Origin of the sequence: Cellvibrio sp. (assembly GCF_039207905.1) — a bacterium.
Classification (GTDB): Bacteria; Pseudomonadota; Gammaproteobacteria; order Pseudomonadales; family Cellvibrionaceae; genus Cellvibrio.
Genome location: NZ_JBCECX010000022.1, coordinates 29,112 through 41,497, shown reverse-complemented (window position 1 = coordinate 41,497; position 12,386 = coordinate 29,112). Strand labels below are relative to the sequence as shown.

Below are 12,386 nucleotides of genomic sequence, written 5' to 3'. Positions count from 1 at the left end.
ATGAATAAAAAAATGCCGGGTAATCCCCGGCATTTTTTGATAAATTCCGTCAGATTGGATTGCGCTCCATCCAGCTTTCCAAAATCACCCGTGCCGCAATTGAATCCACTGGATTATTTTTATAATCGCGCGAGCCGCCGCGCTCGATCACTTCACCTTTTGCTTCAAAACTACTTAAGCGCTCATCCACCATTTCTACTTTTACGCCGAAGCGGCCATGCAAGCGATTGGCAAATTTGCGCGCGCGCGCGCTGAGTTCGCTTTCGCTTTCATCCATATTCAGCGGTAACCCAACCAATACTAAATCGGGTTGCCAGTCTTTCAATAATTTTTCAATTTGGTTCCAATCGGGAATGCCATCTTTTGCTTTTAGCGCGGGTTGAGAATTGGCCGAGCGGGTAATAGTTTGGCCGGAAGCGACACCAATATTCTTGGTGCCGTAGTCAAAGGCGAGCAGGGTTTTAATCATAATGAATTACAGAAATAATGATGCGCGGAAGTGAATTGACTCAGGCGTGTCCGGCGGTGCTGGAAATTAAATTTACATCAATGCCCAATGCTTGTGCAGCACTGGTCCAACGCTCTTCAAACGGTGTATTAAAAATAATGTCTTTGCTTGCCGGTACCGTCAGCCAACTGTTCGCCGCAATTTCTGCTTCGAGCTGACCCTCGCCCCACCCGGCATAACCGAGCGCTATTAAACACTGCTTGGGACCGCGACCTTCAGCCAAAGCGGCAATGATATCGCGTGAGGCAGTGAGGCAAATGTCAGATGACACTTCAAGTGTGGACTGCCATTTGGTTTCGTTGGAATGCAATACAAAGCCGCGCTCCGGTTGCACCGGGCCGCCGCTCATAACGATTTGTTCGCCTTGGTTGGCAACATCACTCAGATCCATTTGCATAAAAATTTCTTTGAGCAACATGGGCGTCGCAGAGTTGATAACCACCCCCATAGCGCCCTTGTCACTGTGCTCACAAATGTAAGTCACGGTGTGCGCGAAAGATGAATCGTTCAAAGCCGGCATGGCGATAAGAAAATGATCGCGCAAACTGCCCGGGATAAGCTCATCGTAATCTGTAGGGATAGTGTTGTTATCAGTCATCAACTCAGTATGAGGCCAAATGGGCCTAAAACAAGCAAGCGCGGCAAATTAATTGATAACTTTTTAGTTAGCGGAGGTGGTGATAAAGGAATTGTTGCCGGTAATTTCAAAATTCCAGGTGCGGATAATTTGTAAGCGATCCGCCTGTTTGCGGATCTCGGCCGGAAAACTGGCGAAAGGTGCCGATAAGCGCACAATCTGGCGCGCCGCATCATCAAGCAGACGCTGCCCTGAGGATTGCAAAACCTTTATCTCATAGATGGTGCCATCGGGATTGATCACTACCGATAAGCGCAAATGGCCGGTGATATGGCGGGTCAACGCCTCTTTGGGATAATTGCGATTGCCCACCTGCTCAATTTTGCTGCTCCATTCATGTAGATATTGCGCATCGAAAGACTCTTTTGTGGACACAGAAGTGAGTGTGCGCACACGCGGGCGCTTGGCGTATTCCTGCCGCTGTTTATCTAGCTTGGCCTGCAGGCTGGCAATCTCTGCCGATATCAGCGGCTGGTCTTTGGCCACACCTTCTTGCGGGGCGCGCTCCGCTCGCTCATCCGGCGTCAACTTCGCTTGCGCCATCTGCGTGCTTCTGACTGTTGTTGTCAGCACCTGCTGCTCTTTGACTTGCTCGGTGGACGCCGACTGTTGCTGCGGCACCGGATTGACGTCGCGCACCTGGGTATCAGCAAACTCGGACTGACGCTCGGTGGTGAGTTGTTTGGCTTCATCGAGGGTGCCGCTCGCCTCTTGATTATGCTGGGCGAGAAAATCAGCATTTTCCGGTGCGTGCAGCGACTTATGTGTCGCCAGGGTGATTTCAATCGTCTGCGACGTATTGGTGTGGTCGGGCAGTTTGAAAGTAACGCCGAGGATTAATAATGCATGTACGACAATCGCCAAAAAAAAGGTAAAGCTCAGACGATCCCCAGTATCCACTGGCGGCTTGGCGAGATTCTCTTCTTCAAAGGCAACTGCCTGATTCATTACATCAACTCGACTTTAACTCTGCTTTTTACCTGCTACCAAAACCCGACCCACTTTTGCGGGTGGATTATTGCGCCGCTAATTTACGCTCAATGGCGTCAATTAGCCGTGACCCAATTCCCGTGCCGTAGGCTTTGTCGATTTCGCGCGCACAGGTCGGACTGGTGACATTGATTTCGGTCAGGTATTCGCCGATTACATCCAAGCCAACAAACATAAGGCCTTTGGCTTTCAGTGTCGGTGCCACTTGTTCGACAATCCAGTAATCCTGATCAGTCAGCGGTTGCGCCACACCGGTGCCGCCCGCAGCCAGATTACCGCGCGTCTCGCCCTGCGCCGGAATACGCGCAAGACAATAAGGTACCGGCTCGCCGTCAATAACCAGAATACGCTTGTCGCCTTCAGTAATTGCGGGAATATAGCGTTGCGCCATAATCAGCTGCTGGCCGAATTCGGTCAGGGTTTCGAGGATTACGCCAACATTGGGATCATCTTGCCGGCAGCGAAAAATTCGGCTGCCGCCCATGCCATCGAGCGGCTTGAAAATAACATCACCATGTTCGCGGTGAAACTCGCGTAAGCGCGGCATATCGCGGCTGACCAATACCGGCGGACAGCATTGCGGAAATTGAGTGGCGAAGATTTTTTCATTGCAGTCGCGCAGGCTGCGCGGATCGTTAACCACTAGCGCGCCTTGATTTTGAGCAGCCTCAAGGATGTAGGTGCTGTAGATATATTCGTTATCGAACGGCGGGTCTTTGCGCATCAGGATGACATCCAGATCACCCAATTTTTTATCTTCATGCAGGCCAAGCTCATACCAATTGTCACCATTATCGGCTACAAATAGATTCCGGGTATTGGCGCGCGCTTCACCTTGCAGCAGATATAGATCTTTTTGCTCCATGTAGTGCAGATCCCAGCCGCGCTCTTGCGCCGCCAAGAGCAATGCCAACGTGGTGTCCTTGTAGTATTTAATGTCTGCAATGGGATCCATAACCACGCCGAGAGAGATAGCCATATAATTCACTCTAATAAGTAATACAGATCGACTACTATATAAGTCGCTAAAAAAATTGCCGGACTGGCAAGGGCGGGCTAAAGTTAAGTCCTGATGGCAATTAAAGCAAGAATATTGCAGACAGATTAAAGCGATCTAAAAAACCTGAAAATGGTATGGATTGCTCATATATTCAACTAGTTATGGCACAACGTTAAAAACTGTGTTAAAAGTTCGCTTTTCATTGGTGGCGTTATTTTGACGCTCATTTTAATGAGTGATACCGCACCAACGCTCCACGTGTTACCGACGTTTCAACCAATCAACGTGTATATCTGGCAGCTGCGGCAATATCTGCGGCAATAACAAAAGGCAAGGTCAGAGTATGGAAGTAACTTACGAAAGCCTCAAAGTGATGGTTATTGACGACAGCAAGACCATCCGTCGCACGGCTGAAACACTGCTTAAAAAAGCAGGCTGTATGGTCATTACCGCCACCGATGGCTTTGATGCCCTGGCGAAAATTGCCGATACCCGCCCCGATATTATTTTTGTGGACATTATGATGCCGCGTCTCGATGGCTATCAAACCTGTGCACTGATCAAGAATAACAGCGAGTTCAAGACCACCCCGGTCATCATGCTGTCGAGCAAAGATGGCCTGTTCGACAAAGCCAAAGGGCGTATTGTCGGCTCTGACCAATACCTCACCAAACCCTTTAGTAAAAGCGAGTTGCTCGGCGCGATTGAAGCGCACGTCAAGCATCTCAAAGCCTCTTAAACAGGCTCGCACCCGCTGGGGGGTCGACTATTACTGGTGCGCGGCTAGCGCACGGCTACACTCAGGTAATAGTTCCGGATTAAGTTCCAAAGGACTGTCTAAACAATTCACCGCACTCTCTGCGGAACACTTATTTGTTTTTGGAGCATTTATGGCCAGAGTATTGATTATCGACGACTCACCAACCGAGACCTACAAACTCACCAGCATGTTGGAAAAAAACGGCCACGTCGTATTGACTGCCGACAATGGTGAAGCCGGTATCGTGATGGCGCAGAAAGAATTGCCCGATGTAGTCCTGATGGATGTAGTGATGCCTGGCCTCAATGGCTTTCAGGCCACTCGCCAGCTGACTAAAACACCGGAAACTGCCCACATTCCCGTGATTATCGTCACCACCAAAGATCAGCAAACTGACCGCGTTTGGGGTATGCGTCAGGGCGCCAAAGCTTATCTGTCCAAACCCATCACCCAGGATGTACTGATGGCAGCGATGGCCGAGGTTTTGCGCTAACCGAAGGATACAATCACCAGCAGCAAGGATGATCGAGAGACAATAACAACAAGCATCATCACCGACCATTGAATCCATCGGCATAGGTGTCGACCGATGTGGTGATGCACGACAGTTACGGATAGATCTATGTCAGAACCACAGGCCGCTTTCCAGGCTCTGCTTACATTAGCCCAGCGCAGTCGCGCTGCCGCGCGCGGTCTGCCTGCACAGGCGGATATACGCCCCCATTGGAGCGGCATCGGCTTTTCGCTCATGGGCAGCTATTTCGTGGTGCCAATCGGTGAGATATCAGAGATGTTGGAAGTCCCCAACCACACCCACTTACCCGGTGTACAACCCTGGGTAAAAGGCGTGGCCAACGTGCGCGGTAGATTGCTTCCCCTATTTGATCTGGCGATGTTTTTCGGCGACCGCCTCAGCGGCTCACGCAAACACCGTCGAGTACTAATACTTGAAACCGAAACCCTGTATTCCGGCCTTATTGTCGATCAGGTATTCGGCATGCAACATTTCCCCATGGATGAATACAGCGAGCAAGCCGGCGCTGTAGCGAGCAGTATTTTACCCTTTGTAACCGGCAGCTATCCGCAGGGCGGAGAGCGCTGGTCGTTATTCCGCCCAGCGTTGCTGGCGGAAGACCCGCGTTTCACCAACGCGGCAAAAACCTAGGGTTAGATACACAAAAACGGTAAGACCAACGCGATATTGTGCGAAAAAAAGTGACGCCTAATGTCTTGTACAAAAGGTGCAGTGGATAGAAAAAATAAAACCGAACGCTGGTTAGGAGTGCTTAGATGAAAACTGATTCAAAGATTGCCGCCTTCAAGGCAAAACCGGGGATGGTATTCGCCTCGGTCTTGTTGGTGGTTTCATTTGTGGCGGCAGTGGTGTTTTTGTACCTGATCGACCAGGGCAAAACCAATGACCAACGCGGTTTGCAACAAGTCGCGGACTTGCGTGCACAAGCCTATCGTTTGACATCGTTATCGCGCGATGCGACCTCCGGCGACGAAAAAGCGTTCGGCGAGTTGTCCGCCGTGGTAGCAAGCATGGGATCTACCTGGACATCGCTCCAGGCAAGTGACCCTAACACCCGTCAGGCATTGGCTGCAGAATTTGCCGCATTCGACAAAATCTGGAATGGCGTTAAGAACAATGCCCAAACCATTGCAACCAACAAAGACTTGATCGTATCGCTCAACAGTATTGGTAAAGAGCTGAACGACAACCTGCCAACCCTGCAGGGCGCGCACAACAACATCGTGGAAAGTCTGCTCGATGCTGAGGCACCCGGCGATCAGGTTTCTGAAGCACAAATGCAATCCTGGCGTGCCGAGCGTATCGGACGTAACGTGGATAAGATGCTCCGCGGTGACGCCGATGCAAGTGCGGCGGCTGACCAGTTCAATACCGACGCCAACCTCTACGGCCGTATTTTGAAAGGCATGAAAGACGGCGACGCGACCATGCGTGTGAGCCGCGTTACCGACTCGGGCGCACGCGCTTCACTTGACCGTATCACCCAATTGTTCGAAGGCGTTAACGCGTCCATCCAGAAGATGTTTGAAGGTTCGACCATCTTGTTCCGCGCGCGTCAAGCAAGTGATGGATTGCTCAACGAAACACCACAACTGCTGCAAGCACTTGCTACCATTTCGGACAAAATTTCCGTGCAAGCCGATACCCGCCCAATCAACAATACCGTAGTTATTGTACTTGCGGCCATCACCCTGATTTCCCTGTTCTACCTCGGCTTCAACCAGTACATGGGCGCACGTAAACGCGCTGACGAAACTGCCGATACCAACGAGCGTAACCAAACAGCGATTTTGCGTCTCCTCGACGAACTGGCCGACCTCGCAGACGGTGACCTGACGACTACCGCAACCGTAACCGAGGACTTCACCGGTGCGATCGCGGACTCTATTAACTTCACCATCGACCAGCTGCGTATTCTGGTAGCGCGAATCAACGAAACTGCGGTAAACGTATCCGCCGCTGCACAAGAAACCCAGCAAACTGCACTGCATCTTGCAGAAGCATCTGAACACCAGGCGCAAGAAATTGCCGGTGCATCTGCCGCGGTAAACGAAATGGCGGTCACCATTGACCAGGTATCTGCGAACGCCGCCGAATCGGCAGCGGTAGCGGAGCGCGCGGTATCGATCGCGGGTAACGGTGCGAAAGTGGTACAGAACACTATCAACGGGATGGATACCATCCGTGAGCAGATTCAAGATACTTCAAAACGTATTAAGCGCCTCGGTGAATCGTCACAAGAGATCGGTGACATCGTAAGCTTGATTAACGACATTGCGGACCAAACCAACATCCTCGCACTTAACGCAGCAATTCAGGCATCGATGGCCGGTGACGCAGGCCGCGGATTCGCGGTGGTAGCGGACGAAGTTCAACGCCTTGCGGAACGTTCCGCAGCAGCAACCAAGCAGATCGAAGCACTGGTAAAAACCATTCAGAACGACACCAACGAAGCGGTAATTTCGATGGAACAAACCACCTCTGAAGTGGTTCGCGGTGCGCGCCTTGCACAGGATGCGGGTGTGGCACTGGAAGAAATTGAAAACGTATCGTCAAGCTTGGCGGAATTGATCCAGAACATTTCCAACGCCGCGCGCCAACAAGCATCGTCTGCGGGTCACATCTCCAACACGATGAATGTTATTCAAGAGATTACTACCCAAACCTCTGCCGGTACTTCTGCTACCGCACAGTCGATTGGTAACCTCGCCGAGATGGCACTCGACCTGCGTGAATCCGTAGCCGGTTTCAAACTGCCGGAAGAAGATATGTCGGAAGGTCGTGCCAACGCGGCGCGCAAAGCTATGGCCAATACCCCGGCGATGGATTTTGACAGTAACGCAGAAGTGATCGATTTGGACGACGAATTGTTGCCCGATGATGACCTTTATTCCCAGACATCAAAAGCTTGATAAAGAGGCAATGCCAGCGCTGCTGGCATTGCCGGTGTAATTATGGCCTGGTCGCTACGTACATTACCCACGCTCACCGAAGACCAGTTTCTCCAATGGGGCAAACTGCTGGAGGAGCGTACGGGTATACAGCTGGTTTTCCAGCAAAAAGCCTGGTTGGAATCGCAAATGTCATCGCGCATGCGCGAGCAGGGCTACGAGGATTACAACGCATACTTTGACTTGATCTCCGAGGAAAGTATCGAAGCAAAACTCGAGTGGTCACGCTTGATTGATCGTATCGCGGTTAAGGAAACCAGCTTTTTCCGCCACCGCGAATCTATCGAATACGTGCGTAATTACCTCCAGCAAAAAATTAACAACCAGGCACTGCACAACAGTTTTGATATCTGGAGCATGGGCTGCGCCACCGGGGAAGAAGCCTACTCCCTGGCGATGGTAGTGAATGATTGTTTCGAGCTTGCGGCGCTAAGCCCTTATTACGGTATTACCGCGATGGATATCAGCTCGTCGGCACTGGCTGCCGGTCGTAAAGGCCGCTATAGCAAGCGCCGGGTCGAGCAGGTAAAACCGGACGAAGCAAAACGCTATCTGCAGCTGTGCACCGATGGCAGTTATGAAGTGGTGAATAAACTGCGCGACCGCGTCTGTTTTACCCACACCAATATTATCCACGCGCGCCAGTTACCCCAGGTGCAAGTGGATGTGATTTTTTGCCAAAACCTGCTGGTGTATTTCCGCCGCTGGTTGCGTCGCGATGTATTGAATGCCCTGGTCGAGCGCCTCAAACCAGGTGGTTTGTTGATTGTCGGTCTGGGTGAAGTGGTTGATTGGGAACACCCGGAAATGCAGCGCACTGACGATGATCAAGTGCAGGCTTACGTTCGTGAAGAACGATAAAAACGAGAACAATTAGAGGAAAGTTCTGCATGGCAGATAATCGCAATTTTGCCGCGTTGGATTGGTTGATCCATGAGATCAGTGAGACGCTGAAAGAAGCGCGCCAAGCCCTCGAAAGCTATGTCGAAAATCCCAAAGATGCTGCGCGTATCCGCTTCTGCCTGACCCACATCCATCAGGTACACGGCAGCCTGCAAATGGTGGAGTTCTATGGCGCCGCCATGCTCGCCAGCGAAATGGAACAATTGACCCAGGCGATGATCTCCGAGCGCGTCGCTAACAGCAGCGAAGCGCAAGAAGTTCTGATGCGCGCCATCCTGCAATTCCCGCTCTATCTCGATCAAGTAAAAGCCACACGCAAAGACAACCCGCTCGTCGTACTGCCACTATTGAACGACCTGCGCGCCGTGCGCGGCGAAAGTTTACTGACCGACACCAAACTCTTTGTACCCAACCTGACGCCCGCTAAAAAGGTATACGGCGCACGCCTGCCAGTAACCAACGACAACGTGCAGTTCCAGGCGATGGTGCTCAAGCTGCGTCAGATGTACCAATACGCCGCCTCAGGATTTATCCGCGGTGTAAATCCGGACGAAAATCTCGCCTATCTGCAAAAAGCCTTTTCGCGCCTGCAAAAGCTGACCCACGGTACCGCGCGTTTTGCGCTTTGGGATATCTGTCTTGCACTGGTTGAAGCAATTGAAATCGATGCGATTGAAATCAGCGTCGCGGTTAAAAACCTGCTGCGCCAGCTAGATAAAGAAATCAAAGTACTCGCCGTTCACGGCAATAAAGCGCTCAACAGTTTCACCAATGACGAGCTGATCAAAAACCTGCTGTATTACGTGGCACGCGCGGGCAAACACGCCCCCGGCTTCCCGCCCAACTCGCAGTTACAGCGCGTTTACGATACCTATCATCTGGAAGAAGCCCTGCTGGAAGGTAAAGAAGGTGGCGACGATACCCAGAACATGCTCTCGGTGCCCGATGCTGACGCTATGCGTTCAGTGGTAGGTGCATTGAAAGAAGAATTGAATCTGATCAAAGACAGTCTGGATATCTGCCTTGCAGGTGGTGATACCCACGCCGCTTTGTCCGATGCCTTGCCTATCGTGAAACGTGTTGCCGATACCATGGCCGTGCTCGGCCTGGGCGATCTGCGCAAACAAGTGCTTGAGCAAGGTGCGGCGCTGGATCTGGTGGTTGAATCCAGCAGCGAACTCTCTGACGAACAATTGCTCGCTGTTGCCAGCCAGCTAATTGCGGTAGAAAACGCACTCGATAGCCTGACCGAATCCGGCGGCAAAGACGTCAATAGCGGCGAAGATTCCGACATCACCCTGTCGCGCGCTAAAGAATCAGTGCTGCGCGAATCGCGCAACGGCCTTGAACACGCCAAAGACGCGATCATCGAATACATCGCCTCCCAGTGGAACCGCCAACACCTGCAAACTGTGCCAACCACCCTGCGCGAAATTCGCGGCGGTTTGGAAATTATGCCGCTGCCGCGCCCGGCACGGATTCTTGGCGCCTGTGCCCGTTTCATTGAAGAGCAGCTGCTGGAACAGGACACCACTCCGCAGTGGACCACTCTGGATACCCTCGCGGATGCCATTACCAGCGTTGAGTACTACCTCGAACGCCTGAGCAGTGGCGGCCGCAAAGAAGAAAATGACCTGCTGTTAAGCGTGGCCGAAGAGAGCGTTGCCAGCCTTGGTTACGCCGTGGCCAAGATCAGTAAATCAGTGGGTGACGACAGTACAGCCGAGACTGAAGTTGAACGCGAGGAAGTAGCCGCGCAAGCACAACTCAGCGCCGCTTACCAAGGTGCCATCGGCGAGCAAGAATCACTGCCAAACGAATCAACGGCCGACGAATCTGCAGCGGACGACTCCGCGCAACTCTCTGCACTTTATACCGAAGCACAAGAAGCGCCTGCCGATGATGTCGCGCAGGAATTAGCCTCCGCTTACAGCCAGGCATTTGCCGACCCAGCTGCAACGGCGCCGATGGATGCGGTGGAAGAAATCACCGTTGAAGATGTAGTCGCCGAACTTGGCGGACAGGAAGCAGATGCCGCTGAAGAACCAGAACAAACGCTGGTCGCCACTTCCAACGCTCCGGTTATCCAGCGCGATGACGAAGATATCGACGACGAAATCATCGATATCTTTATCGAAGAAGCGACCGAAGTTACCGAGACTATCGGCGAATACTTCCCGCGTTGGGCGCACAATTTCGACGATAACAACGCCCTTACCGAATTCCGCCGCGCCTTCCACACCTTGAAAGGTAGCGGGCGCATGGTCGGCGCCAATGAAATCGGCGAGCTGGCCTGGTCGATTGAGAACATGCTCAACCGCGTAATTGACCGCACGATTGTGGCCGGTGCTGTGCACGTGCACATCATCGAAAAAGTGCGCCAGTTACTGCCGGATATGATCGCCGCCTTCCGCGACAATCAACCCAATCCCCATGCCGAGCTGGCAGAAACCTATCGCCAGCAAGCCCATGACCTCTCCAAAGGCGAAACGCCCGCGGCACTGCTCGAAGAACTTGGTCAGGGCAGCATGCCTACGGTTGCGGACATCGCCAGCACTGAACCGGAACCAGTTGAGCTGGAACTGGACGATGAAGACGACTATGCCGAAGCGGAAGAGCTGGAAACAGACGCTCTGGAGATAGAGCTTGAAGCTGTCAGCGAGCCAGTGCTTGCTGAGGAAGAAGAACTTACCCTGCCCGAGCTTGAACTCGAATACGACGCGCCACTGCTGGAGGAAAGCGAACCGCTTGCCAGCAACGATGAGCTGGTGCTGGATATTGCCGACCTGCCGGTTGCTGAAATCGACGAAGACGAAGTCCTCGATCTCGATCTGGTTGCAGAAGATGAAGAGCTGCCGCCGCTGATGTCGCTGGAAGACCAGGTTGAACTGGTCGACGAAGACGAAGTTGCCCAACTGGCGCAGCTTTACAGCGAGCATCAGGCCACCGGTTTCAACTACAGCGAAGCCACCAACGACGATATTGATATCGACGATCCGGATGCCCAGTTGTGGGATATTTTCGGCGCCGAAGCCCTCACCCACTTGCAAGTGGTGCAGGACTATATCGCGCGTATGGAAGCCGAAGCCCCGATTTACGAGCCGCCGAGTGAAGGCATGCAACGCGCCCTGCACACGCTCAAAGGCAGCGCGCATATGGCGGAGGTGACCCAAGTCGCCGAGCTGGCCACGCCGCTGGAACGCTTCGCCAAAGAGTTGCGCTCATATCATGTCAATATCAACGACGATATCCTCCAATTGCTGCGCGATGCCGTCAGTTACACCCAAATCGCCCTGCATCAAATTGAGTCGGGCGAAGCGGTCGATATCCCGCGCCTGCAACAATTTATCGCCCGCGTAAATGAATTGCGCGAGATCCACGTTGCGCCGCTGGTCAGCCAGCAAGAACTGGATGAAAACGGCAAACGCCCGGTTGATCCAGAATTGCTCGCCATCTTTATGGCCGAGGAAATGAACCTGCTGCTCGACGCGGACAAGATCATTGCCCAATGGCAAGCCGATCCTGCCGACGCTGCGCAACTGATTCCGGTAATGGACGAGCTGGGTAAGCTCACCAAAGCCGCCGCCCACGCCTATTTGCCGGCGATGGCGGAATTGAGCGAGAAGATCCACAGCGTTTACGAAACCGTGATCGCCGACCAACTCAGCTGCTCGCCTTCTGTGTGCGAGACGCTCAATGCAGCACATGTCGCACTGCTCGATATGGTCGATGCCATAGCCGCTGGCCAAAACCTGAATGGTATTCCGGACGCAGTAAACGATGCGCTCGATGATCTGCTGAGCACCGAAGCGGTGACTATCAGCACACTGGTTAACGACGAAATTCCTGCGTTGACCGATGAAGCCTTTGTACTAGCTGATGAAGTCCCTGTATTGGCCGATGATATTCCTGACTTGGTCGATGAGATTCCGGCATTGTCAGACGAAATCCCGCTCGCCGAACTGGATGAAGTGATCGAACTCGATGATGTAGTCAGCTACGCCACACCTGCGGAAGCAGACGATGACGTTATCGAGCTGATCGACGAAGACTACAGCTACGGCAGCGACTACACCGAATTACCGGAATTTGTGGCGCTCGA

Annotated in this window: 10 protein-coding genes; 6 read left to right on the top strand and 4 right to left on the bottom strand. The window is 52.7% G+C overall.

Annotated features, from left to right (window positions below; all coding sequences use genetic code 11):
- Positions 1 to 49: 49 nt before the first annotated feature.
- The 4 genes from ruvX to gshB form a co-directional block, all read right to left on the bottom strand.
- Positions 50 to 469, bottom strand: a complete 420-nt coding sequence (gene ruvX / locus AAGC78_RS14165; RefSeq protein WP_435784745.1) for a Holliday junction resolvase RuvX — start codon at positions 467 to 469, stop codon at positions 50 to 52.
- Between the two features lie 40 nt (positions 470 to 509).
- The gene (locus AAGC78_RS14160) at positions 510 to 1,106 is read right to left on the bottom strand and encodes a YqgE/AlgH family protein (protein ID WP_435784744.1); all 597 of its coding nucleotides are present in this window, start codon (positions 1,104 to 1,106) and stop codon (positions 510 to 512) included.
- 63 nt (positions 1,107 to 1,169) lie between these two features.
- A complete protein-coding gene (locus AAGC78_RS14155) occupies positions 1,170 to 2,093 on the bottom strand; it encodes a TonB family protein (RefSeq protein ID WP_435784743.1) in 924 nt (307 codons plus the stop codon).
- A gap of 67 nt (positions 2,094 to 2,160) precedes the next feature.
- A complete protein-coding gene (gshB, locus tag AAGC78_RS14150; protein WP_435784742.1) occupies positions 2,161 to 3,114 on the bottom strand; it encodes a glutathione synthase in 954 nt (317 codons plus the stop codon).
- 364 nt (positions 3,115 to 3,478) lie between these two features.
- On the opposite strand from gshB, the gene pilG reads away from it, so the two are divergent.
- The 6 genes from pilG to AAGC78_RS14120 all read left to right on the top strand — a co-directional run.
- On the top strand, positions 3,479 to 3,874 hold the full coding sequence (gene pilG / locus AAGC78_RS14145) for a twitching motility response regulator PilG (protein WP_007639219.1): 396 nt from the start codon (positions 3,479 to 3,481) through the stop codon (positions 3,872 to 3,874).
- A 151-nt stretch (positions 3,875 to 4,025) separates the two neighbouring features.
- Entirely contained in the window at positions 4,026 to 4,388 is a 363-nt protein-coding gene (gene pilH, locus AAGC78_RS14140; protein WP_435784741.1) for a twitching motility response regulator PilH, read from the top strand.
- A gap of 129 nt (positions 4,389 to 4,517) precedes the next feature.
- Positions 4,518 to 5,060, top strand: coding sequence for a chemotaxis protein CheW (locus tag AAGC78_RS14135; protein ID WP_435784740.1), 543 nt, complete (start codon positions 4,518 to 4,520; stop codon positions 5,058 to 5,060).
- A gap of 125 nt (positions 5,061 to 5,185) precedes the next feature.
- Entirely contained in the window at positions 5,186 to 7,342 is a 2,157-nt protein-coding gene (locus tag AAGC78_RS14130; protein WP_435784739.1) for a methyl-accepting chemotaxis protein, read from the top strand.
- A 42-nt stretch (positions 7,343 to 7,384) separates the two neighbouring features.
- On the top strand, positions 7,385 to 8,242 hold the full coding sequence (locus AAGC78_RS14125; RefSeq protein WP_435784738.1) for a CheR family methyltransferase: 858 nt from the start codon (positions 7,385 to 7,387) through the stop codon (positions 8,240 to 8,242).
- A 29-nt stretch (positions 8,243 to 8,271) separates the two neighbouring features.
- Positions 8,272 to 12,386: Hpt domain-containing protein (locus AAGC78_RS14120; protein ID WP_435784737.1), on the top strand; the 4,115-nt coding region annotated here is incomplete at its 3' end.